This is a genomic window from Nitrosovibrio sp. Nv4, assembly GCF_900215485.1.
In the GTDB taxonomy this organism is placed as follows: domain Bacteria; phylum Pseudomonadota; class Gammaproteobacteria; order Burkholderiales; family Nitrosomonadaceae; genus Nitrosospira.
On record NZ_OCMZ01000002.1, the window covers coordinates 950,296 to 976,672 of the forward strand.

Here is a 26,377-nt window from a genome sequence, read left to right on the forward strand (position 1 = left end):
AAAGTCGATAAGGATTTTACCATCCGGGCGAGATGACAATATGGGAAAAACGAAAAAGGGCTGTCAACAGCCCTTTTATCGTTTGCTGAATGGAACCGATTTCAGGAAGCGGCTTCGCCCAGAACGGAGACCACAATGTTTGCCAGCACCTCACTGTGCAATGCAATAGTCACCGGATGGTCGCCCACCTGCTTTAGCGACCCTTGCGGCATACGTATCATTGATCGCTCAATCTCGAAGCCCTGGGCTTTCAGCGCCTCCTCGATATCAGCGTTAGTGACCGAACCAAACAGTTTGCCGTCTACCCCGGCTTTCTGGGTAATCTGCACCATCAAGCCGTCCAGTTTAGCTGCACGAGCCTGAGCAGCAGCCAATACTTCCGACTGGGTTTTTTCCAATTCTGCTCGCTTTGCCTCGAACTCGGCAATAGCTGCCTGCGTTGCCCGCTTTGCCTTGCCTTTCGGAATAAGGAAATTTCGCGCGTATCCGTTTTTTACTTTGACAACATCACCCAACTGGCCGAGGTTGACAACTTTTTCCATTAGTATGATCTGCATATTATCGCTCCTCAGTGCAAATCGGTGTAAGGAAGCAATGCGAGAAAGCGCGCACGCTCTACAGCCGTACTCAGCTGGCGCTGATAACGCGATTTGGTGCCGGTAATGCGAGCAGGAATGATTTTGCCATTTTCGTTGATGAAGTCTTTCAACAACTCGATATCCTTGTAATCCACCGTCTTTATGCCTTCTGCAGTGAAACGGCAGAATTTCCTGCGCTTGAATAACGGGCGGCTGGCCTTTTTGTCCTTGTCTTTGTCCTTGCCATCCTTACGTCTTGATATAAAACGAGCCATAATTTTTCCTGTTCCTTTAAATGATATCTACATTTAAATAAAATCGATCTTGTTCACATGCAACACCAGTTGCAAACTCATGCGGCTCTTTTTTGCCAGAAAACCGGCCAGCTTCACCATGGTACCCGGCGTTATGCGGGCGATGGTTTCAGCCATCTGCGCGAGCGCCACTGCGGGGATCTCGCACTCTACCTGACGCGGTTTACCTGCTTCGATTTGACGCGAGACGTGACTGATCCTGAGTTCGGCTACGGCCACGCCTGCTGGTGTGTACCGCAGACCACTGATATCGATAAGCTTGCCGCAAATTACAGTCTGGTTACAGTTCAATTAACCTGCCAGCTCAGGTTGCAAGCGTGGTTTCTCTAAGCTCCTCGGTTGCCGGCGAAGCTGGCCTGGCCTTTTCCTCGCGCATCATCGGTGATGGAGCAGTGACCGGTCCATCCATCTTAATGGTGAGATGACGCAATATCGCGTCGTTGAACTTGAATGCATGATCCAGTTCGTCCAGTGTTTCCTGATCACATTCGATATTCATCAAAACGTAATGTGCCTTGTGAACCTTCTGGATCAGGTAGGTGAGCTGGCGGCGCCCCCAGTCCTCCAGGCGATGAACCTGGCCATTCCTGGCCGTGACTATGCCGCGGTATCGCTCGATCATCGCGGGAACCTGCTCGCTCTGATCGGGATGGACAATAAAAACGATTTCGTAATGTCGCATGCAGTCTCCTTATGGGTAAAGCCTCCCGTGATGCGAACACGGTGAGACAAGGGGTTGAAGAGCCAGTACTATACTCAACCGGGAAAAGAATATCAATTGCAAATATTTCAAAGCGGCATCAAGAAACTGCGAATAAGTCCTGCAGGAAGCGGGACGGGAGCTTTGCGAAGGTACTTTCAGGGGCCCGGGCGCTTCATGTACGCGCACCGCGTTGCCGGCGTGTCTCAAAAAGGCATATGCCGGCACTGACAGAGACATTAAGGCTCTCCACGCTGCCCAGCATGGGAATGGAAACAAGCTGGTCGCAAGTTTCACGTGTCAGTCGGCGTATCCCTTTCCCTTCCCCGCCAAGCACCCAGGCGATAGGTCCGCCAAGCCTGACCGAGTCGAGGCTACTGTCCGCATCGGCAGTAGCGCCAATTATCGAGACGCCATACTGCTTCAGTTCCCGCAAGGTACGGGCAAGATTGGTCACGGAAATATAGGGCACGGCATCGGCCGCACCACTTGCCACTTTGTGTACTGTCGCTGTGAGTCCGACAGCGCGGTCTTTCGGCGCGACTACAGCATGAGCGCCGAAGGCATCAGCCACGCGCAAGCAGGCACCCAGATTATGCGGGTCCTGTATACCGTCCAGTACCAGCAGCAATGCCGGTTCGGTGAGCGTGTCGAGTACGTCTTCGATATCCACATGACTGCGGGAAGCGTCTACACATGCTGCAACCCCCTGATGGCGCGCGTCGCCCGCCATTGCAGCAAGCCTTGCGTTATCGCATGGGATCAACCGCACATCCTGGGTTTCAGCAAGCTTCGCCAGATCACGCGCACGCTGGTCATACCGGCCAGCATCAAGAAAAATTTCCTTGATGCTGGCTGGATTCTGCCGCAAGCGGCTTGTAATGGCGTGGAAGCCGAATATAAAACGAGTGTTGGACATACAAAAGAGAACAATTGAACAACTGAATGGGCCAGAATGCCGTACTCTGACCGATCAAGAACACGAGGCGATATGACGCCTCATCGTTAGCTCCTGGCTTCTGAATCCGCTGAATCCGGTCCGCGATTTTCGGCCAGGACAAAATCGATCTTGCTGGATTCAAGGTCGACTCGCACCAGTGTGACCCTGAGCCGGTCGCCCAGGCGATAGCGCTTACCGCTGCGCTCGCCCAACAATCTATGCTTGGCGGCATCGAAATGGAAATAGTCGCTGGGCAGCTCTGAAATATGCACCAGCCCTTCCACATAAATGCCATCCAACGCCACGAAAAGGCCAAAACCGGTTACGGCGCTGATGACGCCGTCAAAGGATTCACCGATTCTATCCTGCATGTAATAGCATTTAAGCCATATCTCTACATCGCGGCTGGCATCATCCGCACGGCGCTCCGTCTGGGAGCAATGCGCGCCCAGTTCATGCCAGTTTCCGGGGGAATATACTGTCTCCTTCAGCACGGCCTTGATCGCGCGGTGCACCAGCAGGTCGGGGTAACGCCTGATTGGCGAAGTGAAATGGGTATAAGATTCGTATGCAAGACCAAAATGGCCAACGTTGTCCGGACTGTAAACCGCCTGACGCAAGGACCGCAGCATTACGGTCTGCAACAGTTGCGCATCCGGCCTATCCTTGATTTTGGTCAACGTCTTGGCATAGTCCTTGGCGTGGGGCTCATCGCCACCGCTTAGCTGCACGCCGAATTCCTTGAGGAAATCACGCAAGGCAACCAGCTTTTCGGGCGTGGGGCCTTCGTGAATGCGATAAAGCGTAGGCTGTTTGTGCTTCTGCAAGAAATCCGACGCACATACATTGGCGGCCAGCATACATTCCTCGATCAGACGATGGGCATCGTTGCGCTTCACGGGGAGAATACGCTCGATTTTACCCTGATCGTTGAAAATCATCTGGGTTTCAATAGTTTCAAAATCGATTGCGCCACGCTTACCTCGCGCTTTCAACAACACTTTAAATAACTTGTAGAGCAATTGGATATGCGGCAGGAGGCTTTTATATTGCTTCGCGTCCTCACCCTTGGGATTGTCCAGCATGGCCGCGACTTTGGTATACGTGAGCCGGGCATGGGAAAACATCACCGCTGGATAGAAACGGTACTCGCGAAAATTGCCGGTTGCATCGAGATTGATTTCGCATACCATGCACAAACGCTCCACTTGCGGATTAAGCGAACACAAACCATTGGAAAGCGCTTCCGGCAACATCGGGATTACTCGGCGAGGGAAATAGACTGAGTTACCGCGATTGAATGCCTCCAGATCGAGCGCATCACGAGAGTTCACATAGTGACTGACATCAGCGATGGCGACATATAGTTTGTAATTCTTTCCGTCACGCTCGCAATACACCGCGTCGTCAAAATCTCGCGCGGTTTCCCCATCTATTGTCACCAGCGGCAAATGCCGGATATCCTCCCTCTCCATCAGATCTTTTTTCAGCACTTTGTCGGGGAATTTGGCGGAACGTTTTTCCACTTCCGGCGGAAACTGATGAGGCAGGTCATGTTTGCGCAGGGCAATTTCGATCTCCATTCCAGGCGCTGTATATTCACCCAGAATTTCGACGATACGGCCAATGGGCTGAGCGTGTTTACTTGGCTGCTGGATGATTTCGACCATCACCACCTTGCCCGCCTTCGCGTTCATGGATTCTTCCCTGGGTATCAGGATATCCTGACTGATACGTCTGTTCTCGGCCTCCACAAACAGAATTCCGTGATCGTCGTGCAATCGCCCGACCAGCTGCGTGACAGCACGCTCCAACACCTCAACAATAGTTCCTTCCCTGCGTCCACGCCTGTCCACACCGATTTCTCGCACCATTACGCGGTCGCCATGCAGCGCCTTGTGCATTTCCTTGGCGCTCAGGAATAAATCCGGACTGCCATCGTCGGACATCAGGAAGCCGAAACCATCCGGATGCCCCTGAACCTTCCCCTTGATAAGATCGAGCTTCTCGACCACACAGATATCGCCCTTGCGGTTACGCATGATCTGACCCTCGCGTAACATCGCGGAAATACGGCGACCGAAAATTTCGTGTTCTTCCTCGGCGATTTCGAGCAGGCTCTGCAGCGCTTTCTCGTTTACCGGAACGCCCTGCTCTTCCAGGATTTGGAGTATAAATTCTCTGCTCGGCAGCGCATGGCCGTAGCGGGCCTTTTCGCGCTCAAGCTCAGGATCCAGATCGCGGAGTTTACGTTTCTTCTTAATTGACAAAGCGATGATTTCCTATAAAATTGCGCCTCTGTCCCATATCCGGACAAGACGCACCATTGCCCAGATGGCGGAATTGGTAGACGCACTAGGTTCAGGTCCTAGCGGTGGCAACACTGTGGAGGTTCGAGTCCTCTTCTGGGCACCACTATTCAGAACACGCATTCCAGTCAAATTCGGGGAATCCGCATTTGCCCAGAACTGGGCCGTTTTTCATTTGTGGTATCAGTTCGGCGTTAAAATTATAGCAGGCAGTACAGTCGGGTATCGAATAAGAGTTGAGTACTTGTACTGCCATGCCGACGTGGGCTGATATATCGTGCAACTGACGATGCTGCGACAAAAACATTCGTGCCAGCTTCGATTTGGGCAGAAATGCATCAGTCTTGGGTGGCCCTTTATCAATTTAGCAGCTAAACAGAAATCCTGCACGGATAATCCCGCATTTCCCCTGAATCAGCCACAGTGGTTGATTACCGCCGATTCAAGCAATTCCTAGCTGTAAAATCTTACAGCTATTCATGAAACTCAATCCATTGTCTCATAGCATATTCCCCGATCAACAATAATAGATGGCTGAAAACATGCGTCCTCCGAGAGATGAAAGCTTATGCCGTCCATGCTTCAATCTGACTCCAGGCCACTAAAATGCCGACTATCGAAGCGTTATGGCACGCATTGATCAACTTGAGTTCAGAACACAATCCTGTCCGATAATGAGCAACGCACTTCGCGGCCCTGCGCTTCCCAAGCCCCTTATCCCGAACATTCTACTCATTATGCTACGCCGTTATATTGGCGCCATGCCAGCAACAGCGCGGGCGGATGCAGAATCCAACGATCCATGGCAGAGAGAAGGCCAGTCATGCCGCACAACTCGCCCGGTGAAAATAAGCGGAAAACGCAGGCAACGCCATTGCTGTGCAACCAGCGGCAAAAGATGAGGCAGTTTGTGCCGTTATACTTGACAAGCCAAAAAAATACGTACTATTGCCTCCACAAGGGAACAAGGGAACACGGTTTTTTTCTAAATTTTTTTCTACGTAAAGACAACGTAGTTTTGTCGGTCCGCTCTGCTCTGCTCTACTAGTAATGACTTCTGATAAAAGCGCTTCCAACTGGAGAAAACGGTAGTCAAGCAAAGATGTTTCCGGGTCAGCCTAGTGCACTGAAGTGGATAAACAGCGACGCGATTTCAAAATCTGCGGATTTCTATTAAAGTTACCTGAGCTCATCTGATGAATGACATAGTGGCCGCCTTTAACGAATACTTTGAAGTTATTGATGCCGATTCCCCGGAATTATTGCATGAAGTATTTCGTCTGCGTTACCGGGTGCTGTGTATAGAGCAGCGTCTGCCAGGATTTGACGCCTCATGCTATCCGGAAGAGTACGAACGCGACAGCTATGACGATCATTCATCTCATATTCTTCTTCGTCACCGCCCCTCTGGTGATTTTGTAGGAACTGCGCGTTTGATACTTCCAGTTCCGCTGAATCTGGAAATACCATTTCCCATTGAGGAGCATACCCGGTTTGATCCCGCGCTTTTTGATATCAACACGCTTCTTCGACAACATGCAGCCGAAATATCGCGCTTACTAATTGTGCGCCGGTTCAGTCGGCGCAGGGGTGATTGCGAAAAGTTTGGAAGTGAAATAGCTGTTGAAGGGACCGATAGAAAAAAACAGCGGCGTTTCCCTCATCCCCTCCTAGCGCTTGTTGTTGGCATTATACGCATGTCCGCTCAGAACAATATTACACACTGCTTCTCGGTAATGGATCCCTCACTGAATAGATTGTTGGGCCCCTACGGCCTGCAATTTGATGCTATTGGACCCTTGATTGACTATCACGGTCCACGCCGGCCTTACTTCATCGATTTGATCAAGATGCTGGAAAGGACTTACGTAGATAATCACGATATTTGGGAATTGATAACCGATTACGGCAAGGTCCGGCTAGGACCGACAAAGCCGATTGGACAATTATCAGCACAAAATATTAAGAAGCTAAACCCCAGAGTAGCGATCGCTTAGAAGCAAATCGACCTCGATCACAACCCCGTGCATTTCAAAGATTGTCGTTGACTCTATTAGCTATCTCGGTGCCTCAGCCAGGCTGCAATGCAGCTCACGAAATGACGGGTCAATAATATAAATCGTGGCAATTAAAAAAAATACTGGCCGTTTTATCGTATTCGTGTGCTTGTTGCTCAGTATGCTATATGCCATAAGCATGGCTCGGGCAACGGATCAATATGAGATTATAACCCACACCGGCGTCAACGAAAAAACGCTTTCCAAGGGTTCCTTGCGTGCCATCTTTGGCATGCGCCTTCATACGTGGCCAGATGGTACGGCAATCCGAGTGTTTGTGATGCCGGATGATGCGCCTTTACACACTGCCTTTTCCAAGGAAAAGCTCAATGTCTTTCCGTACCAGCTTCGCTCGGCCTGGGATCGGCTGGTATTTTCCGGAACGGGTCAAGCGCCCTATACGGTAGCTTCTCCCGAGGAAATGCTTGCCAGGGTTGCCAGCACGCCTGGAGCAATCGGCTATTTGAATAAATCCATGATGGATGGCAGAGTCAATGTACTCCATATCAAATAGCGGCCCCGCCCGTTCCCCATGGATTGTCAGGCTCGTTGTCGTGCCGGCTTTCCTGTGGAGTTTTGCTGCTCAAGCCGAAAAGCTGCCGCAGAACCTACAGATACACGGTTTTGCGAGTCAGGGATGGTTAAAGAGCTCGGAGAATAATGTTTTCGGAAAAAGTGCTTCTGATAGTGGCAGCTTTGACTTTAGAGAACTGGGGCTGAACGCCTCGATGCGCCCTCTGACCAATCTGCAGTTTTCGGCACAGATGCTATCACGCACGGCAGGTGAAGGCAGCCCCGGCAACATCCGGCTCGATTATGGATTTATTGACTACACTTTTCTCTCTGGCGAAACCAGTCAACTCGGAATACGACTGGGCAGAATGAAAAATCCGCTCGGCTTCTACAATGACACGCGTGACGTTCCCTTCACGCGGCCAAGCATACTCTTACCGCAATCAATATATTTCGATCGCACACGCAAGCTCGCGATCGCCGCGGACGGCGCACATTTGTATGGTGAGCACCGCTCCAGTATGGGAGTAATTTCCTTTCAGCTTGGGGCGGCACGTCCATTAGTTAGAGGCGCAGAAACCGAGGTGGCCTTCCTGGGACATGATTTTCCCGGTCACTTTACCCCGAAAGTGTCGTATATCGGCCGCGTAATTTATGAACTCGACGAAGGCAAACTTCGCTTCGCACTCAGCGGGTCGCAGCTCAATTTAGGTTATAACCCGGGGGCAGCGGATATAATTCAAGCGGCCACTATTCGCTTCACGCCGCTCATTTTCTCCGCTCAATATAACGCCGAGCGCTGGAGCCTCACTGCCGAATATGCGCGACGCCACCTCGAGTACAAGAATTTTGGGGTAGCTCCACTCAACCTGGATTTCACTGGGGAGAGCTATTACCTTCAAGGAGCCTATCGTATTACCCCGGAATGGGAAGCGATGGTTCGCTACGATGTTCTGCACATCGATAGCGATGATCGTGATGGGAAAAAATGGGCGTCCGCCAACGGACGCCCAGCGCATAATCGATTCGCCAAGGATATTACTGTCGGCCTGCGCTGGAATATCACGCCGTCGTTTATGCTGCGGGCCGAATATCACCGCGTCAATGGCACCGCTTGGCTCTCGACGCTGGATAATTCAAATCCCGCTGACCGGTCTCAGCACTGGGATCTCTTTTCAATCCTCGGTTCGTACCGGTTCTAGCGATAACCCTGATGGAAAAGAATCTCCATAAAAACGCGGTTCAGCTTGACGGCACGGGCAATTCCGGACCACCCAAATTTCTGAGCCTGAAATGGAAGGTCTTGCTGCTAAGCAGTTTGATCTTGATCACCATTGTGGTTTCATTCACTGGCATTATTTATGTCAGCTTGATGGATGATTTTGAGAGCCAGCGAAATGCGCAGCACCGGCGTTATGCCAGTGAGGTTGAAGGTTTAATAGATCAGATTTCGAGAAATTTGCATCAGTCTGCTGAATTGATCCCTTTTCTGGAAGGAATGGGTACGGGCCTGCTGGTGCATGACGGAAAAAACATCGCTGAAGCATTCGACCCGTATTGGGCGCCAATGCAGCTTACCAAGGGCTTCGAGGTGATACGTTTTTATGACAACTCGAATCAGCTGCTCGCGAGCTGGGGCGCCTCAGAGTCTGATACTCATGACGACGTAATGCTGAATTGGGTTCGCAAGGTCAATGCCCGAGAACAGCCTGTCAGCCCGCTAAGCTGCCGGAAAAGCTGTATGCAATTCATAGTGGCGCCCTTGCTGGTAGAGGGCAATAGCGTTGGCGTTGTCGTCATAGGCGCACCCCTGGTCGACGCCGTCCTGGGGTTCAAGGATATTTCCGGGGCCGATATCGGTTTGCTTATCCAGGAACCAGGCAATACGCCCAAGAATAACGAAAAGAGAATTCCCAGTTGGGATGTCCGGATCGCGGCGCACAGCAGAGAAATGAATCTTGCGATTCTCGATCAGGCCGCGTTGCAATACCCAGATTTTAACCAGCTGGAAAAGGGCATCCAGGTTTTCTGGGAAAACCAGTACCTGCAAATCAAGCCGCTTTCCCTGGGAAAGATGAACGCATCTGATAACGCCCAGTTTATAGTCGTCACCGATATCACCTCCACCATCCACACTATTCAAAGTTCGACACAGCGGAATATGATAATAGGACTGATGGGACTCATACTCTCGGAGCTATTATTATTTGTCATACTTTCCCAGCCACTCTCGCGGCTCAAGCACATTGTCTTTACGTTGCCGCTCCTGGCCCGCAGCAGTTTCAAGAACTTCCGTTCGGAGCTACATTCCGTCGGCCAGAAACGATGGCTAAAAGATGAAATTGACATGCTCGATGAAACAGCGGCGGCTCTGTCTTATCAACTCGAGAAACTTGAAGATCAGGTCGCCGACCGGACCGCGATATTGGCAAGGAAAATGGAGGAATTAAGCAAGGAGAGGGATTTCATCACAAATCTGCTTGATATCGCGCAAGTGATCGTGATCACACAAAATGCCGATGGCGAAATTCTTACGCTTAACGCCCACGGGGAAACGCTCATTCAATATACGGAAAAAGAGCTTCAAGGAACACAATTTCTCGATCTTCTTGCTCTTGACGGAGATCTGCGCGATCTACCCGGCCATCTGGAGGAAGTACGTTCTGAACGAAGAGACCAATTGCGTCACGAAGCCAATGTCTTGTGCAAGGATGCATCGGTACGGCATATTCTCTGGCTGCATTCCCGCCTCACGCGACATACCGAGGACGATCCTGCGATGCTATCGGTAGGTCTGGACATGACCGAGCATAAGCGTACGGAGGGTCGACTGGCCTGGCTGGCCGACCATGACCCGTTGACCGATTTATTCAACCGGCGCCGCTTTCAGGAAGAACTGGAGCAGATGCTGAATCTGGCTGCACGCTACAGGCATTCCGGCGCACTGCTCTTTTTTGACCTGGATCAATTCAAGTATATAAACGATACAAGCGGACACCAGGCGGGTGATGCGTTACTGAAGATGGTCGCCCGTATGTTGCATGGCAGCATTCGCAGTGTCGATATACTGGGGCGGCTGGGCGGCGATGAATTTGCAGTGATACTGCCTCAAACTACCCCGGAGGGAGCAATAGAAGTCGCGAAAAATGCGCTTGCTTGCCTGAACCAGGGAAAGATTGCGATAAACAGCCGAACTCATAAAGCTTCAGCCAGCGTTGGTATTGCCCTTTTTCCCGAGCATGGAAACAACGTGCATGATCTACTGGCGGCAGCGGATCTGGCCATGTACCAGGCCAAGGAAGCAGGGCGCGGGGGCTGGCATCTGTTTTCCAATGAGGAGAAGACCCGCGAACGCATGCATACCCTCGTGTATTGGAAAGAAAAGATCGAGTATGCGCTGTTGCATGAACGGTTCCTGTTCTATTTCCAGCCTATCATGCATATCCCGGACAAGACCATCGACCATTACGAAGTACTGTTGCGCATGCTCGATGATGATGGAACCATACTTGCTCCTCATTTTTTTATACCCGCAGCAGAACAAACCGGCCTTATTCATGCCATCGATCATATGGTGTTACGGAAATCCATTGCACAATCGGCGGAAATCCAGCACCGGGGTCACCGTGTTCGTTTTTCCATAAACCTGTCAGCTCACGCATTTCATGATCCGGAGTTATTACCTATGTTGAGGGAGGCCTTCACTCAATATAACGCCGATCCTTCGAACTTCATGTTTGAAATAACCGAGACGGCAGCGTTGGAAGATTTGCCTGCCGCAAGGAAACTCATGGAAATGATCAGAACACTTGGCTGCAGTTTTACCCTGGATGATTTTGGTGTCGGCTTCTCCTCCTTCTATTACATAAGACAACTACCGATTGACGTTGTGAAGATCGACGGTTCTTTTATACGAAACTTGGCCGATAGCCCCGACGATCAAATTCTGGTAAAAGCCTTATGTGATGTGGCAAGAGGATTTGGCAAGAAAACAACGGCCGAGTTCGTTGAGAACGCTGCAACGCTCTCCATTCTGGAGGAAATGCAGATAGATTATGCACAAGGTTTTTTGATAGGATTACCCATGCCCGCTTGTGATTCGCCATTCAAGGATTTTCTGCAGACCTAAGCTGACGACCTTGCATTCGGACTCACATCGAACACGAATGCTGGAGCAATAACGGGTGGATACGTGGTTAAACCGGAAAATGGGCATAAACTGCCACTGCCGGGCGTAGACATGGACGGGTTAAGGGTAACCCTCAGGCCTCATCGGGATCAGGGTTTTCCTTCAATTCCGGTTTTTCCCCGGCATTGGACGAACTTCTGCCTTGAGACCCGACCTTGCCGGGAATTTTTGGCGTTGTGCACACCACGTCTGCATTTTGCGCGCGGTGACGCAAGGCATGATCCATCAGCACCAGGGCCAGCATTGCCTCGGCGATAGGCGTCGCGCGGATACCCACGCAGGGATCGTGCCTGCCATGCGTTTCCACTACCGCCGGTTTGCCAGTCTTGTCTACCGAGCGTCGTCCTAGACGGATGCTCGACGTCGGTTTAACCGCAATGTTCACGACGATATCCTGCCCGGTGGAAATTCCTCCCACTATGCCGCCCGCATTGTTGCTCAGGAATCCTTCCGGTGTCATCTCGTCGGAATGCTCGGTGCCCTTCTGGGACACAGCAGCGAACCCGGCACCAATTTCCACACCTTTTATCGCATTGATGCTCATCATGGCGTAAGCGATCTCCGCATCCAGGCGATCATATACGGGCTCGCCCCAGCCTACCGGAACGCCTTCCGCCACTACGCAAATTTTTGCACCGACGGAATCACCGGATTTGCGCAGCTTATCCATGAATTCTTCCAGGCCGGGCACCAGATCAGGGTTGGGAGCAAAAAATGGGTTCTGGCGCACTGCGTCCCATTGTTTGAACGGAATCTCCATGGGTCCCAACTGGGCCATAAAACCACGTATTACGACGCCATATTTTGTATGGAGCCATTTCCTGGCAATAGCGGCTGCCGCTACCCGCACTGCCGTTTCGCGCGCGGAGGAACGACCGCCACCTCGGTAATCGCGTATCCCATATTTTTGCCAGTAAACATAGTCTGCGTGTCCCGGACGGAAGGTATCCATGATTTTGCTGTAATCCTTGCTGCGCTGGTCTTCGTTGCGGATCAGCAGCGCAATGGGCGTACCTGTAGTCCTGCCCTCGAACACCCCGGAAAGGATTTCCACCGTGTCTGATTCGCGCCGCTGGGTCACGTAGCGCGACGTACCGGGCTTGCGCCGGTCCAGATCCTGCTGGATATCCTCAGTAGACAATTCCATCCCCGGCGGGCAGCCATCGACAATGCAACCGATGGCGGGGCCATGAGATTCTCCAAAAGAAGTAACGCAAAAAAGCTTGCCGAGGGTATTGCCTGACATTTTATTTTTCTCGCAAAATCAAGGCTTGAAGTTTAACATATCCTCCATACCTCGCTATTTCCACAATAATCCGACAATGGAGAAACCTGATCCCGACAAGATAAAAGGTCCCGGCGGTTTGACCTTACGCCAGATTCATGAACAGGTAAAACTGAGCACAGTTCGTGATCGAGAGGAAAGCGCGCAGGATAAAGCCGAGCAAGCAATCAGCCGGTGGCAGCGGTTTACCCGATATATCTGGCGCAAGAATAAAGGAAAACCATGAGAGCTGTCCTGATGAATGCGCCGGGGGAACCGGATGTCCTGGCAACTGCGGATATCCCCATACCTGCTCTGATCGGTCCATCAAGCGTGCTGGTAAAACTGCATGCCGCAGGCGTGAATCCGATAGATACGAAGGTACGCAAGCTCAATATGTACTATCCGGATAAGCTGCCCTCGATTCTGGGTTGCGACGGGGCAGGGGTTGTGGAAGCGGTGGGTAGTTCCGTCACGCGCGTATGTCCAGGTGATGAGGTGTTTTTTTTCAACAATGGCTTGGGCGGCGCACCGGGAACGTACGCTGAATACACGGTGGTGCAGGAAGACTATCTGGTATTGAAGCCGGGAAATCTCTCCATGCTGGAAGCTGCGGGTATACCGCTGGCCCTGATCACAGCGTGGGAAGCGTTGGTAAATCGCGGCGATTTGAGGGACGGCCAATCCACGTTGATACACGCTGGGGCGGGTGGCGTTGGGCATATTGCGATTCAGCTTGCCTGTTACTTTAATGCACGAATCGCCACCACCGTCTCAAATTCCCTGAAGGCGGAGTTTGTACGATCGCTGGGCGCCGAACTGGCGATCGACTATAGCCGACAGGACTTCGTTGAAGCTGCGTTGAACTGGACAGATGGCCTGGGCGTGAGACTGGTAATGGATACGGTTGGTGGCGAAACGTTTTGCAGATCCTTTGCTGCGACCCGGTTGTATGGCCGTGTGATTACGCTGCTCTCGACTTCATGCGATATCCAGCACACCAATACGGCACGGCTGCGCAATCTATGTATCGGTTACGTGCAAATGGCGGCCCCTCTCTATTTCGGCTTGCACCCCGCGCGCGTCATGCAGACACGGATACTTGAGCGCGGAGCAAAACTGTTCGAGCAGGGCATCCTCAAGGTTCATATTGGTCTTGCACTACCACTGGAGAAGGCTGCAGAGGCACACCGGCTGATAGAAACAGGACATACCACCGGCAAGATAGTGCTGCAAATTGTTTGATCAGGCGATAAACCAGCTGCGGGTTTATCTATCAGTCTGCCTATCCGGGCTACGCCTGCAACTCGCGTAACATCTCGACTCCCCATGCCACGCCAAAGCCGGTGACATCGCTTCCCACCGCCCCCAGCCCACCCTTGTTGTTGCTGGAGGAGAGATCCATATGCAGCCAAGGTATGTCATCCACAAACCGGCTGAGAAAGCGAGCAGCGAGAATGTGGTCCGCCTCGCCTTCCAGTGTGCACTGCTTGACGTCGGCAATCTTGCTTTCCAGTTCCGCATCGTAGTCGGCATCCATGGGAAATGCCCAGACTCTCTCGCCAGCGGATTTACCCGCTGTTAATGCCTTCTGTACCAAGTCCTCCCGGTTGCTTAATATCCCGCTGTAATGCGATCCGAGCGCAACGTGCATGCTCCCGGTCAACGTCGCGAAATCGATCATTACGTCGGGCTTCCGCTTTGCGGCCAGCGTCAACGTGTCCGCCAGCACCATTCTTCCTTCAGCATCGGTATGGATAATCTCGATAGTGGTGCCATTTAACGCCGTTATGACGTCGTTCTGCTTGTAAGCATGCGGGCTGATGTGATTCTGGGCGATGGCGAGCCAGCAATCGATATTTAACGGTAGATTGGCACGAGTTGCAGCCAATAGGATGCCCAGCGCGACAGCCGAGCCGTTCATGTCCTCGTGCATGCCGTGCATATGGCGGGCCGGCTTCAAATTATGACCTCCAGTATCGAAGCAGATGCCTTTTCCCACAAGAGCCACCGTTTTGTTCGCATTTTGGACGCGCCGTCGCAAATGCACGATAGCAGCATCCTCCGGATCGCTGCCTTGAGCCACAGCAACAAATGCTCCGGCACCCATCTTACGCAATGCCTTGACATCGAAATCCTGATACTTCCACCCTTCACTGACAGCCAGCTTTTTGATTTGCTTGCGATAAAGCTCCGGTGTCAATTCGTTGGGCGGCAATATCGTCAATTCACGCGTGAGCAGATTGCCTTCCGCTTTAGCATGCAGCAACGCAAAATTATCCGGGTCCTTATATCCATGCAGCACGATTCGAGCGAGCGACTGCGCCCGCGCGTTCTTGTTTCCTGTTTTCCGTAAAGGCAAAGCCGGTCCGTTAATCCATGCGGCATATACCGCCAATTGCGCAAAGGCGCGCTTTTGACTGTTATCACCATAAATCGCAAGATGTATTTCCGCCGGATTTTCTTCCAGCAACAAATGCACGGCTTTGCGCACGGATGTTTGTTGCTCGAACAGGGACTTGCTCAAGTCCACCGTCACCCAAACGCATAAAGTACCACTTTCGAGATTTGCTGCCAGTGGGGTATCGCCAATTTCTCCAGGCTGCATCTTGCGCCTCGACAGCAGGACTTCCAAAACGCCTTTACCCAGAAAATCCAGCTTAGCCGGAAGCTTAACCGATGGCTTATCCGATGGTTTCCCGGTTGAAGCCCCGACCTGCGGGAGCATGACCAGAATATGAGTTGCCTTGACAGATGGACCTAGGGGTGAAGCATTTTGTTTCAATGACGCGAGCATCAGCCTACCTCAAATCACAATTATGGAAAATGATACTATAATACATTTGATTCTTTTAGATTCGTCAATACAGTTTCGCTGATCCGGACTTTTCAATATCGCTCCTTATCTTTTCTATCGTTGCTCCTCATCTACACTCAATGCGCCAGTATCTTGAACTCATGCAACATGTGCTCGACCACGGACACAGGAAATCGGATCGCACAGGCACGGGCACCCTTTCCATATTCGGGCACCAGATGCGTTTCGATCTATCCGAAGGCTTTCCGCTGGTAACCACGAAGAAGTGCCATTTGAAGTCCATCATCCACGAACTGCTATGGTTTTTACGCGGCGATACTAATATTCAATACCTCAAGGAAAATGGAGTTTCCATCTGGAATGAATGGGCCGACCAGAACGGCGACCTCGGCCCGATATACGGCCGCCAGTGGCGGTCCTGGCCGAGCATGGGCGGAGGCCATATTGATCAGATTACGCAAATAATCGAACAGATCAGGAATACCCCGGATTCGCGGCGCATGATAGTGTCATCCTGGAACGTGAGTGAATTACGGGAGATGAAATTGGCTCCATGCCATGCCTTGTTTCAATTTTACGTGGCGGACGGCAAGCTTTCCTGCCAGCTTTATCAGCGCAGCGCCGACATCTTCCTTGGCGTGCCATTCAACATCGCCTCCTATGCCCTGCTTACTTTGATGGTGGCGCAAAGTTGTCACTTGAGGCCGGGCGATTTCGTGCATACATTGGGCGATGCGCACCTTTACCTGAACCATCTGACGCAGGCACGAGAGCAATTAAGCCGTGAACCGAGAACCCTGCCGGTAATGAAATTGAATCCGGCGATCCTCAGCATTTTTGATTTCGGGTACGAAGATTTCAGGCTGGAAGGTTATGATCCTCATCCAGCTATTTCGGCGCCGGTGGCGGTATGACCACGCAACTGTCCGCGTTAGCAGCGATGGCAAAAAATCGCGTGATCGGCAAGGACAATACATTGCCGTGGCGGTTGCCGCCGGATCTTAAGCACTTCAAGGCGCTCACCATGGGGCATCGCGTTATCATGGGACGTAAAACCTATGAATCTATCGGCCAGCCGCTTCCGGGGCGCACCTGTATTATCGTTACAAGTCAGACAGAATATAAAGTCCCGGGCGCCATCGTCGTGAACTCGATAGCGGAAGCGTTAAGAGTCTGCCAGGACCACAGACAAAACCCCGACAGATATGCTACGACCGATGATTCTGAAAGCTTTGTTATTGGGGGCGCTGAAATATTCCGGCAAATATTGCCATTATGCGACAGATTATATATTACAGAAATTCAGAGAGATTTCGATGGTGATGTGCTGTTTCCCGAATTCAACCATGAGGAATGGAGCGAAACCTCGCGTGAAAAATACTGCTGGGGGGATGACAACGGGCTGGAATACCATTTTGTGGTATATGATCGGGAAACAGGCAAAGGAACTTATCGTGGCGGCTATTCCGGATCACTCTGAAAAATAAATGGGCGAGGGCCATTCCCGGCGGAGACCATTCGTTGGCCTCCGCCCATTTATTATTTTGCAATTGTCATTATGGATCCGTTACAGAACAACCACGTCCGGTAACGGGAATCCGTTGAAGTTGCTGGCATATGCGGTGGTATAAGCCCCCGCATTCGGGATATAGATGAAATCGCCCTCTTCGATATCTTCCGGCAGCATTTCGTCCCGCATTAGAATATCCACCGAATCGCACGTTGGTCCGCCCACGGACCAGGGAATATTCTGTCCCTTGCGGTCGGAAAGAATTTCATAACGCAGCCCCTCGGTAACCTCGATCACGCCGCCGAACATGCCCGCATCCCAATACATCCAGCGTTTGCCATTGCGCGTTGCCGTACCGACTACCCGACAGACAAAGTAAGCTGCGTCCGACACAAGGTAACGTCCTGGCTCGGCCATGACGCGAACTTCTTTCGGCAAGTCCGCAATCGCCTCATTTACAACATCCGCTATTATTTCTATCGACGGAATAGGCTTGACATGACGTACCGGATATCCGCCACCGATATTGAGCAAACGCGGGTTCAAGCCAACTCGGCGCATATCTGCAAAAACTTTTTTGGCCCGTTCGATACCTACTCGCCAGTTCTGCGGGTTACGGCACTGCGAACCCACATGGAAAGTCACGCCCGCCAGATCGGCATTGAGTTTCGCCGCTTCGCTGACGATACCGTCGATCTCGGCAGTATGCGTACCAAATTTACCAGCCAGCGGCCAATCACTGCCGATGTTGGGCGTATCAATGCGCAAATACATTTTTGCATCCGGCTTGACGCTTGCGATTTTACGCAACTCCTCGACGCTATCCAGCACATACCATTCCACGCCTTTGGACGCGGCATATTCCAGATAGGCACGTGACTTCATCGGGTTGCTGTAATAGATTTCCGCCGCGGGCACGCCCAGGCTAAGCAGGAGATCCAGCTCCGAAATCGAGGCGATTTCAAATCCAACGCCTTCCTCGATCATCGTTCTCAGTACGCGCGGATCCGGATTGGCCTTGACCGCATAGTGCGGTTGCACCTGTGGCATAGCTGCTTTGAACCGGCGGGCTTTATTGCGAATAATATCGGTGTCAACCAGCAGGAACGGCTTGCTGTAGCCTTTTTTCAAGGCTGCCTGGACATGTTCAAAATCCAGTCTGACTTCGGGATGGGTGTCGAATACTTCTTCGGCTTCTACGTCGCGCCGTAGAGCGGTGGTACGCATTTGCATGAGAGTCGTCCTTTCTGAAGGAGGCGCTACGTTACGGGAGTGTGAATGTTTACCAGATCAGCCGGCGCGAAATAGTTTGCTTTGCTTGTCATGATGACCTCCTGTTCCTTATTTAATTGCACGTCAAAAAAAAGCGGATTATAGACGTGATTCCGCTGGAATCAAGCGTTTTTTTTGAATGAAAAAAAGACCTCGCACTCCGCCTTAAGTTCCGACAAAAAAAACGACTCCGTATCGTATTGGCGTTTCTGGTTTTGAGAGAAGACTGTGGGAATATATTGGGGAGTAAATACAGCATATCGAGCACACTTTGTGTTTTTTTAAGGCTGAAAAACCGGATGTGCGCGTGATGAGAAAGTTGTAGCGAACGTTTTGCTGTCAGCGCGGGTGATGATCAGATTTTCGGCAAGGTTACGCCATGCTGACCCTGGTATTTCCCTCCTCTATCCTTATACGAAATCTCGCAGACTTCATCGGATTCGAAGAAAATCACTTGAGCCACTCCTTCATTCGCGTAAATTTTTGCGGGAAGCGGTGTGGTGTTGGAAAACTCGAGCGTGACGTAACCTTCCCACTCCGGTTCGAGTGGGGTGACATTCACAATAATGCCACAACGGGCATAGGTGGATTTTCCAAGGCAAATAGTGAGTACATTTCGCGGAATGCGAAAATACTCAACAGTGCGCGCAAGCGCGAAGGAATTGGGCGGGATCAGGCAAACATCGCTCTTCACGTCGACGAAAGAGTTGGAATCAAAATTCTTGGGGTCGACGATGGCGGAGTTTATGTTGGTGAACAGCTTGAATTCATCCGAGCAGCGAATATCATAGCCATAACTCGAGGTCCCGTATGAAACGATTTTATGACCATTGGCATACTTGATCTGATTGGGCTCGAAAGGCTCGATCATCCGGTATTCGGTCGCCATTCGGCGAATCCATTTGTCTGATTTTATTGTCATTTTTTAAAGGATGAGAATCTCAGCGAATGTCCGTCGGAAATGGGAACATACTCTGTCCCACAGACGCCAACACAGCCATTTCGGCTGGTTCTCCTTTCTCCTCAAGGTGTACGATGATAATCAGGTATCCTCAATCACAATCTTCGCAAATAGCGCTGAGTGATCCAGCGCCAATTCGTCGATCCTGACTGCGAGGCGACGGGCAATGCTGCGGTATGTCTCTGCTATCCGTCCCTCTGGTTCCGCGATGACCGTCGGCGTGCCGGAATCGGTATGTTCACGGATTTTTATATCGAGGGGCAAGGCGCCCAGGAACTCTACATTGTAATCCTTGCACATCTTTTCACCGCCACCAGTGCCAAAAACATGTTCCTCATGGCCGCACCGGGAACAGATGTGGGTGCTCATGTTTTCGACAATACCGACGATGGGGATACCTACTTTCTGGAACATCTTGAGCCCCTTGCGAGCGTCAAGAAGTGCAATATCCTGAGGGGTGGTAACGATAACAGCGCCCGTTACCGGCACTTTCTGCGCGAGTGTCAACTGGATATCACCGGTTCCAGGCGGCATGTCCACAATAAGATAGTCCACATCATTCCATCGGGTATCGTTCAATAACTGCTGCAATGCCTGCGTGACCATCGGTCCTCGCCAGACCATGGGTGTTTCCGCGTCGATCAGAAAACCGATGGATATAGCCTGGACGCCATGCGCTTTCATCGGTTCCATGCTCTTGCCGTCCGGCGACTCGGGGCGGCCTGTAATCCCGAGCATCTGTGGCTGCGAGGGTCCGTAAATGTCGGCGTCCAGAATCCCGACGGAAGCGCCCTCTGCTGACAGTGCCAGCGCCAGATTCACCGCCGTGGCGGATTTACCCACGCCGCCCTTGCCGGATGCCACCGCGATTATGTTTTTTACCCCCGGAATGAGCTTTACCCCCCCCTGCACGCTGTGCGACACAATCTTGCTGGTGACATTGGCATTCACGCTGCCAATCCCGGGAATGCTTTTGAGCTTGTCCTCCACCTGTTTACGGATACTTTCTATTACGCTTCTGGCCGGGTAACCCAGCACAATATCCAGTGACACGTTATCGCCAGCTATTTGGATGTTACGCGCCTCATTGCTGGTCACGTAATCCTTGCCGGTGCTGAGGTCGGTAATTTCCTTGAGGGCGGACTGTATTTGCTGCTCCGTGATAGGCACTTTTGCACTCCTTTATCTGCGGCACAAATGAAGACCGAATATTAACAAATATCGGGGCCAAGAGTCTGGCGACGTGATAAACCGAGTACGTCCTGCGGGTCAGCAATCCAGTTTGAATAAAACGTTGGCAAGAAGCGGAGAACCATACCTTTCGAATTTACGATTGGTTTCCTTTAGTTCAACAGACCGTCAGGGCCTACAGTTTGCTACAATCACGTTTCGAATCTTTTATAGCCGATTGATGAGCAAGCGAAAAATCCTGGTTACCTCCGCCTTGCCGTATGCCAACGGCAGTATCCATCTTGGCCATCTGGTGGAATACATACAAACGGACATCTGGGTTCGTTTTCAGAAAATGCAAGAGCACGAGGTGCATTACGTGTGTGCGGATGATACTCACGGCACCCCGATCATGCTACGTGCCGAACAGGAAGGCATTACACCCAAGCAATTGATAGATCGCGTATGGCAGGAACACAAGACTGATTTCGATGGCTTCCATGTTGATTTTGATAGCTACTACACCACCGATTCGCCTGAAAATCAGGAATTTTGCGAAGACATCTATCGCCAGCTTGAAGCAAAGGATTTGATTGCGAAACGCTCGGTTCAGCAGTTTTATGATCCGGTCAAGCAGATGTTCTTACCGGATCGGTACATCAAAGGTGAATGCCCGAACTGCCACGCCAAAGATCAATACGGCGACTCCTGTGAAGCTTGCGGCGCCACGTATTCGCCAACCGATCTGATCGATCCTTACTCTGCCGTTTCCGGGGCGAAGCCGGAACGCCGCGCTTCGAAACACCACTTCTTCAAGCTTTCGGATCCTCGCTGCAGGGCTTTTCTCAAAGAGTGGGTCTTTGAATCGATTTCGAGCCAATCTGGCGCAACCCTGGAAATGAAACCCCGGCTTCAGCCCGAAGCGGCCAACAAGATGAATGAATGGCTTTCAGCCGGCCTGGCGGATTGGGATATTTCGCGCGATGCGCCCTATTTCGGCTTTCCGATTCCCGGGACTGCCCGCAAGAAATTTTTCTATGTCTGGCTGGATGCTCCCGTGGGCTACTTCGGCAGCTTCAGGAATTACTTCAAGCAACAGCAGCGATCGCAAGCGGAGATCGACGAATACCTTCGGCCCGGCGGCAGTACTGAAATGGTGCATTTCATCGGCAAGGATATTCTTTACTTCCACGCCCTGTTCTGGCCGGCAATGCTGGAATTCTCCGGCTACCGCACGCCCACCCAGATTTATGCCCATGGATTCCTTACCGTCAACGGACAAAAAATGTCCAAATCCCGCGGGACATTCATCACTGCGGAAAGCTATTTGAAGCAAGGCTTGAACCCGGAATGGCTGCGTTATTACTACGCTGCCAAGCTCAACGATAGTATGGAAGACATCGATCTCAATTTCGATGATTTCACTGCGCGCGTTAATAGCGATCTGATAGGAAAATACATCAATATTGCCAGCAGGTGCGCTGGTTTCATCAATAAAAAATTTGGTGGCAAGCTGACGCACACCATTTCGGAAGCCAATAGAAAATGGTTCAATCAATTTCTTTTCTGTCAACTCGGAGAGGGAGATACTTTCCTCGGCCGCCATATTTCCATTGCGAACTTTTACGATCGCAGGGAGTACGGCAAAGCGATAAAGGAAATAATGCTGGCGGCGGACGTGGCCAATCAATACGTGGATCGGACGAAACCGTGGATTCTGGCAAAAAATAGTGAGAACGATCGGGAATTGCATGAAGTTTGCAGTGTTACTTTAAACATGTTCCGGATTCTTACCGTTTACCTGAAACCGGTACTGCCGAGGCTTGCTGCAAAAGCAGAACGATTTCTTGGCCTTGAACCTCTCACCTGGAAAGATGCCAATTCGCAAAACCGGCTGTTACCCGAAGGGCATCAGATCAATGAGTACGAGCATCTGATGACCCGTATTGATTCCAGACAGATCGAGATGCTGATCAATGCCAATAAGGAAAGCCTCGAGCCTTCAGTGCAGCCACCACAAACCAGACAAAATGTGCAACCCATGGAAAAAAGTTCTGTCGTCCCGTCCGCCACTCCTGCAAAAGATGAAGGTGATGTCAAAAGCACCACGGCGGCAACAATAACAATTGATGACTTCGGCAAGATCGATCTGAGAGTGGCAAAAATCGTCGATGCCGAGCACGTCGAAGGTGCGGATAAATTGCTCAAACTCACGCTGGATATCGGATCGGATCACCGTACCGTATTCGCCGGCATAAAATCTGCCTATGATCCGGAACAGCTCAAGGGCCGTTTGACTATCATGGTGGCCAACCTTGCACCCCGCAAGATGAAGTTCGGCTTATCCGAGGGAATGGTATTGGCCGCAGGTGACGGAGATGGGCCTTATCTGCTCTCTCCTGATGAAGGCGCGCGGCCGGGCATGAAAGTGAAGTAACTAACCCTAAATCCTTAGGCGCAAGATGGGTGGAGGCGCCAGGCCATACCCATAGCCATACCAACATCGTTTCGATGGGTTGCACTTCGCTCCGCCCATCCTACGACTGACATCTGAATCATACAAGGCTGGCGTGACACGGGAACCCCAACGTTTATTTCCAATAGACAATGGATTGGGATTCGTGCCTCACCCCAACCTATCCAACCTACGCATGGCAGACTATGCTCTCTGCCGCCGGGCTAATTCATGATCCGTCTCCAGCTTCAACGGTCCGCTGCCGGAAAAGCGATCCAGGTAAAGATAGATTACCGGTGTAATGAAAAGCGTGATCACTTGCGAAAATAGCAGACCGCCCACCACCGCCAGGCCCAGCGGCTGGCGCAACTCGGCACCCGCCCCCAGTCCGAGGGCGATGGGAAACGCGCCCATCAATGCAGCCAGCGTCGTCATCATGATGGGCCGGAACCGCAGCAGGCAAGCGGTTCGGATTGCTTCACGCGACTCCATGGCATCATTACGTTGCGCGTCGAGCGCGAAGTCGATCATCATGATTGCGTTTTTCTTGACAATGCCGATCAACATCAGGATACCTATCATGGCGATGATCGAGAGCTCCATATCGAACAGCCACAGCATCGCCAGCGCACCGACCGCAGCGGAAGGCAGCCCGGAGAGTATCGTGAGCGGATGAATGTAACTCTCATACAGTACGCCAAGCAATACGTAGATAACCAGCAACGCAGCAACGATCAACACCACCTGACTCGTTTGAGAAGACTGGAACGCCGCCGCATCGCCTGCGTAGCTGGTCAGAATGCTCGCTGGTAGATTAAGCTCGCGCTTGAACTGCTCGATACGGTTGGAAGCCTCGCCCAATGCGGCACCGGGAGCCAGATTGAACGCTATCGTCACCGCTTCCAGTTGGCCCGCATGATTGATCGCAATCGGCCCCACTTCGCGCTCGACTGTTGCAACGCTCGATAACGGCACCAGCGTATCATTCGCGGCACGCAGATAAATCTTGTTGAAAGCACTCTCGTCGTACTGATGTTCGGCGGCGACCTGCAAAATCACATAATAGCTATCGCTGGAAGTATATATCGTCGAGACCTGGCGCTCGCCGAAGGCGCTATAGAGGGCGGAACGGATATCACCAATTTGCACGCCCAAAAGATTGACCTTGTCCCGATCGATATTCAGACGAGCCTCCAGACCCCTCAATTGCGAATCGCTGGTGACATCCCGAAAGATGGGGTCCGCCTGCATGCGCGACATGAGGCCATCCGCTGCGGGGCGCAGATCTTCAGCTCGCACGCTGCGCATGACGTACTGATAGCGGCTCTTGCTGGTGCGTCCGCCAAGCCTGAGATTTTGAAGGGGGTTTATAAAGACGTTTACTCCCGGGATTGCGCGAAGATCCTGTCGCAGCTCTTCCGTTATTTCTTCGAGGGGCGCGCGTTCGCTGCGCGGCCTGAGGGTCATGTACACGCGGGCACTATTGCTTTCAGTGGCGTAGACATTCAGGTAATCGACGGAGGGATGGGCGCGAATCACATCACTTGTACGTTGCAGCAACTCTGACATGGCCGGAAAGGAAATGTCCTCGACCGCCTCCACGGTAATCAGCGCCTGACCAATATCCTCATTGGGGAAAAAACCTTTGGGCAAGACCATGAACAGAACACCCGTGGCAAGGAAAGTGGCAAATGCAATACCCAAAACCACGCGGTGGTGAACCAGTGCCGAATCGAGTACGCGTTCATATCCTCCCAGAACTTTATTGAACCCACGGTCGAACCATTCCGTCCATCTCAGACTGAGGACGTCGGCGTCATGCCCGGCGAGATAACGGCTGGTCATTACAGGCACCAATGTAAGCGATACAACAGCCGACATCAAAACCGCGATTCCCACGACAGCAGCAAACTCATGAAAAAGCAGACCAATCACACCGGGCATGAAAAAAATAGGGATAAAGACGGCAACCAGCGAGAGGGAAATCGAAATGATGGTAAAACTGACTTCCTTTGAGCCTTGCAGCGCAGCCTGCAGAGGCGGCACACCCTTTTCGATATGGCGAACGATATTCTCAAGCATTACGATGGCATCATCGACCACCAGTCCCACCGCGAGAGTGATGCCAAGCAAGGAAATATTGTCCAGGGTGTAATCAAGGGCGTGCATCATCGCCACTGTCCCCAGCAGCGAGATCGGCAGGGACATTGCAGGAATCAATGTGGCAGAGGCTTTACGCAGGAACAGGAAAATCACTAGCAGGACGAGAATGATTGTTATCGCCAGCGTGACCTGCACATCATGGATAGAGTCACGGATGGAAACGGAACGATCGCTCGTCAGTTTAAGCTGAACAGATGATGGCATTTGGGCAACCAACCCTGGTAGTGCTGCCTTGATAGCATCAACGGTCGCGACGGTATTGGCACCCGGTTGGCGCTGCACCGATAGACTAATCGCGGGCTCCCCATTAACCCAACTTGCGGTCTTGAGTGATTGCACGCTGTCTTCAACCTGCGCAACTTCGGAGAGTCTTACCGGGTTTCCGCTGGGAGACGTCGCAACGATCAGCTTCGCAAACGCTGCGGCATCGTTGAGCTGGCGATTCGCCTGGATAGTGAGCGCCTGACGCGGCCCCTCCAGCGTCCCAATCGGAGAATTGGCGTTGGCAGTACGTAGCGCGTTGGCGATGTCATCGAGTGTAAGGTTGCGGACGGCCAATGCGTCAGGGTTCACGCGTACGCGCACCGCATATTTTTTCTGTCCATGAATATTTACCTGCGCTACGCCAGGTAGTGTTGATAGCGTCGGAGCGATAAGGTCTTCGGCAAAGCTGTTCAATTCCGGCAGTGACATTGAGGGCGACATCAGCGCCAGAAAAATGATTGCCGCGTCAGCCGGGTTGATCTTGCGATAGGATGGCGGCGTGGTCATTTCCAGGGGCAGCGACCGCTCCGCACGCAGCAATGCCGCCTGCACGTCTATGGCAGCGCTGTCGATATCGCGGTTCTGGTCGAACTCCAGCGTAATCGCAGTATTGCCCAACGTGCTTGTCGAACTGATTACCGACAAGCCAGAGATAGTGGAAAACTGCCGCTCAAGTGGCGTTGCCACCGAAGAGGCCATCGTGTCGGGACTTGCACCCGGCAGGACCGCAGTCACGGAAATAGTTGGCGAATCGTAACTGGGCAGTGCCGCTATGGGTAAGCCGCCGTAAGCAATGATGCCAGCCACAACCGCGGAAGCCGACAGCAGCACCGTCATGACCGGGCGGCGGATACACAACTCGGATAGATTCATGCCACCACTCTACGGAGCGTGCCGGCG

Annotated in this window: 21 protein-coding genes and 1 tRNA gene; 10 read left to right on the plus strand and 12 right to left on the minus strand. The window is 52.0% G+C overall.

Translation table 11 applies throughout. From position 1 onward, the window contains the following. Positions 1-101: 101 nt before the first annotated feature. The 6 genes from rplI to rnr form a co-directional block, all read right to left on the minus strand. Entirely contained in the window at positions 102-557 is a 456-nt protein-coding gene (gene rplI / locus CRO05_RS12435) for a 50S ribosomal protein L9 (RefSeq protein WP_097067457.1), read from the minus strand. An 11-nt stretch (positions 558-568) separates the two neighbouring features. Continuing rightward, positions 569-853, minus strand: coding sequence for a 30S ribosomal protein S18 (rpsR, locus tag CRO05_RS12440; protein WP_097067458.1), 285 nt, complete (start codon positions 851-853; stop codon positions 569-571). A gap of 33 nt (positions 854-886) precedes the next feature. Further along, complete coding sequence (gene priB / locus CRO05_RS12445; RefSeq protein WP_097067459.1) at positions 887-1,183, minus strand: primosomal replication protein N; 297 nt, start codon at positions 1,181-1,183, stop codon at positions 887-889. Positions 1,184-1,196: 13 nt separating this feature from the next. Then, complete coding sequence (rpsF, locus tag CRO05_RS12450; protein WP_097067460.1) at positions 1,197-1,574, minus strand: 30S ribosomal protein S6; 378 nt, start codon at positions 1,572-1,574, stop codon at positions 1,197-1,199. A gap of 193 nt (positions 1,575-1,767) precedes the next feature. Beyond that, positions 1,768-2,511 (minus strand): 23S rRNA (guanosine(2251)-2'-O)-methyltransferase RlmB, encoded by a 744-nt coding sequence (gene rlmB, locus CRO05_RS12455; protein WP_097067461.1) that lies wholly within the window; start codon positions 2,509-2,511, stop codon positions 1,768-1,770. An 86-nt stretch (positions 2,512-2,597) separates the two neighbouring features. Beyond that, positions 2,598-4,802, minus strand: a complete 2,205-nt coding sequence (gene rnr / locus CRO05_RS12460; protein ID WP_097067462.1) for a ribonuclease R — start codon at positions 4,800-4,802, stop codon at positions 2,598-2,600. 58 nt (positions 4,803-4,860) lie between these two features. Between rnr and CRO05_RS12465 the strand changes: the two genes are divergently transcribed. The 5 genes from CRO05_RS12465 to CRO05_RS12485 all read left to right on the plus strand — a co-directional run bounded on the left by CRO05_RS12465 (position 4,861) and on the right by CRO05_RS12485 (position 11,540). Then, positions 4,861-4,947: transfer RNA gene (locus CRO05_RS12465), tRNA-Leu, on the plus strand. A gap of 1,090 nt (positions 4,948-6,037) precedes the next feature. Beyond that, complete coding sequence (locus tag CRO05_RS12470; RefSeq protein WP_097067463.1) at positions 6,038-6,838, plus strand: PEP-CTERM/exosortase system-associated acyltransferase; 801 nt, start codon at positions 6,038-6,040, stop codon at positions 6,836-6,838. A gap of 124 nt (positions 6,839-6,962) precedes the next feature. After that, positions 6,963-7,412, plus strand: coding sequence for a substrate-binding domain-containing protein (locus CRO05_RS12475; protein WP_235001429.1), 450 nt, complete (start codon positions 6,963-6,965; stop codon positions 7,410-7,412). Continuing rightward, a complete protein-coding gene (locus CRO05_RS12480; protein ID WP_097067465.1) occupies positions 7,393-8,613 on the plus strand; it encodes a porin in 1,221 nt (406 codons plus the stop codon). The genes CRO05_RS12475 and CRO05_RS12480 overlap by 20 nt, the downstream gene beginning before the upstream one ends. An 11-nt stretch (positions 8,614-8,624) precedes the next feature. Next, positions 8,625-11,540, plus strand: coding sequence for an EAL domain-containing protein (locus CRO05_RS12485; RefSeq protein ID WP_097067466.1), 2,916 nt, complete (start codon positions 8,625-8,627; stop codon positions 11,538-11,540). A 133-nt stretch (positions 11,541-11,673) separates the two neighbouring features. On the opposite strand, the gene aroC is transcribed toward CRO05_RS12485, so the two are convergent. Next, positions 11,674-12,846, minus strand: a complete 1,173-nt coding sequence (aroC, locus tag CRO05_RS12490) for a chorismate synthase (protein ID WP_097067467.1) — start codon at positions 12,844-12,846, stop codon at positions 11,674-11,676. A gap of 25 nt (positions 12,847-12,871) precedes the next feature. On the opposite strand from aroC, the gene CRO05_RS12495 reads away from it, so the two are divergent. Together CRO05_RS12495 and CRO05_RS12500 are read left to right on the plus strand one after the other, a co-directional pair. Beyond that, complete coding sequence (locus tag CRO05_RS12495; RefSeq protein ID WP_235001430.1) at positions 12,872-13,111, plus strand: hypothetical protein; 240 nt, start codon at positions 12,872-12,874, stop codon at positions 13,109-13,111. After that, the gene (locus CRO05_RS12500; RefSeq protein ID WP_097067468.1) at positions 13,108-14,109 is read left to right on the plus strand and encodes a zinc-dependent alcohol dehydrogenase family protein; all 1,002 of its coding nucleotides are present in this window, start codon (positions 13,108-13,110) and stop codon (positions 14,107-14,109) included. Before CRO05_RS12495 ends, CRO05_RS12500 begins: the two co-directional genes overlap by 4 nt. A gap of 49 nt (positions 14,110-14,158) precedes the next feature. Here the strand turns inward: CRO05_RS12500 and CRO05_RS12505 are convergent, their stop codons facing one another. Further along, positions 14,159-15,661 (minus strand): leucyl aminopeptidase family protein, encoded by a 1,503-nt coding sequence (locus CRO05_RS12505; RefSeq protein ID WP_097067469.1) that lies wholly within the window; start codon positions 15,659-15,661, stop codon positions 14,159-14,161. A gap of 140 nt (positions 15,662-15,801) precedes the next feature. Between CRO05_RS12505 and CRO05_RS12510 the strand changes: the two genes are divergently transcribed. Together CRO05_RS12510 and CRO05_RS12515 are read left to right on the plus strand one after the other, a co-directional pair. Further along, positions 15,802-16,596 (plus strand): thymidylate synthase, encoded by a 795-nt coding sequence (locus CRO05_RS12510; RefSeq protein ID WP_097067470.1) that lies wholly within the window; start codon positions 15,802-15,804, stop codon positions 16,594-16,596. Next, positions 16,593-17,162, plus strand: coding sequence for a dihydrofolate reductase (locus CRO05_RS12515; protein ID WP_097067471.1), 570 nt, complete (start codon positions 16,593-16,595; stop codon positions 17,160-17,162). Before CRO05_RS12510 ends, CRO05_RS12515 begins: the two co-directional genes overlap by 4 nt. Positions 17,163-17,249: 87 nt before the next feature. On the opposite strand, the gene CRO05_RS12520 is transcribed toward CRO05_RS12515, so the two are convergent. The 3 genes from CRO05_RS12520 to apbC all read right to left on the minus strand — a co-directional run bounded on the left by CRO05_RS12520 (position 17,250) and on the right by apbC (position 20,595). Further along, positions 17,250-18,425, minus strand: coding sequence for a type III PLP-dependent enzyme (locus CRO05_RS12520; protein ID WP_097067472.1), 1,176 nt, complete (start codon positions 18,423-18,425; stop codon positions 17,250-17,252). A gap of 394 nt (positions 18,426-18,819) precedes the next feature. Beyond that, positions 18,820-19,386, minus strand: a complete 567-nt coding sequence (dcd, locus tag CRO05_RS12525; protein ID WP_090878870.1) for a dCTP deaminase — start codon at positions 19,384-19,386, stop codon at positions 18,820-18,822. Positions 19,387-19,506: 120 nt separating this feature from the next. Further along, positions 19,507-20,595 (minus strand): iron-sulfur cluster carrier protein ApbC, encoded by a 1,089-nt coding sequence (gene apbC / locus CRO05_RS12530; RefSeq protein WP_097067473.1) that lies wholly within the window; start codon positions 20,593-20,595, stop codon positions 19,507-19,509. 241 nt (positions 20,596-20,836) lie between these two features. On the opposite strand from apbC, the gene metG reads away from it, so the two are divergent. Then, positions 20,837-23,032 carry a methionine--tRNA ligase gene (gene metG / locus CRO05_RS12535; RefSeq protein WP_097067474.1) on the plus strand — a complete coding sequence of 732 codons (2,196 nt, stop codon included), beginning with the start codon at positions 20,837-20,839 and terminating at the stop codon, positions 23,030-23,032. A gap of 222 nt (positions 23,033-23,254) precedes the next feature. Here metG and CRO05_RS12540 read toward each other — a convergent pair whose 3' ends face one another. Beyond that, complete coding sequence (locus tag CRO05_RS12540) at positions 23,255-26,350, minus strand: efflux RND transporter permease subunit (protein WP_097067475.1); 3,096 nt, start codon at positions 26,348-26,350, stop codon at positions 23,255-23,257. Positions 26,351-26,377 lie beyond the last annotated feature (27 nt).

Coding starts and splice junctions, on each gene's coding strand:
- rplI (WP_097067457.1), bottom strand. CDS start 557: ATGCAGATCATACTAATGGAAAAAGTTGTCAACCTCGGCCAGTTGGGT.
- rpsR (WP_097067458.1), bottom strand. CDS start 853: ATGGCTCGTTTTATATCAAGACGTAAGGATGGCAAGGACAAAGACAAG.
- rpsF (WP_097067460.1), bottom strand. CDS start 1,574: ATGCGACATTACGAAATCGTTTTTATTGTCCATCCCGATCAGAGCGAG.
- rlmB (WP_097067461.1), bottom strand. CDS start 2,511: ATGTCCAACACTCGTTTTATATTCGGCTTCCACGCCATTACAAGCCGC.
- CRO05_RS12470 (WP_097067463.1), top strand. CDS start 6,038: ATGAATGACATAGTGGCCGCCTTTAACGAATACTTTGAAGTTATTGAT.
- CRO05_RS12480 (WP_097067465.1), top strand. CDS start 7,393: ATGTACTCCATATCAAATAGCGGCCCCGCCCGTTCCCCATGGATTGTC.
- CRO05_RS12485 (WP_097067466.1), top strand. CDS start 8,625: ATGGAAAAGAATCTCCATAAAAACGCGGTTCAGCTTGACGGCACGGGC.
- aroC (WP_097067467.1), bottom strand. CDS start 12,846: ATGTCAGGCAATACCCTCGGCAAGCTTTTTTGCGTTACTTCTTTTGGA.
- CRO05_RS12500 (WP_097067468.1), top strand. CDS start 13,108: ATGAGAGCTGTCCTGATGAATGCGCCGGGGGAACCGGATGTCCTGGCA.
- CRO05_RS12505 (WP_097067469.1), bottom strand. CDS start 15,661: ATGCTCGCGTCATTGAAACAAAATGCTTCACCCCTAGGTCCATCTGTC.
- CRO05_RS12510 (WP_097067470.1), top strand. CDS start 15,802: ATGCGCCAGTATCTTGAACTCATGCAACATGTGCTCGACCACGGACAC.
- CRO05_RS12515 (WP_097067471.1), top strand. CDS start 16,593: ATGACCACGCAACTGTCCGCGTTAGCAGCGATGGCAAAAAATCGCGTG.
- CRO05_RS12520 (WP_097067472.1), bottom strand. CDS start 18,425: ATGCAAATGCGTACCACCGCTCTACGGCGCGACGTAGAAGCCGAAGAA.
- dcd (WP_090878870.1), bottom strand. CDS start 19,386: ATGACAATAAAATCAGACAAATGGATTCGCCGAATGGCGACCGAATAC.
- metG (WP_097067474.1), top strand. CDS start 20,837: ATGAGCAAGCGAAAAATCCTGGTTACCTCCGCCTTGCCGTATGCCAAC.
- CRO05_RS12540 (WP_097067475.1), bottom strand. CDS start 26,350: ATGAATCTATCCGAGTTGTGTATCCGCCGCCCGGTCATGACGGTGCTG.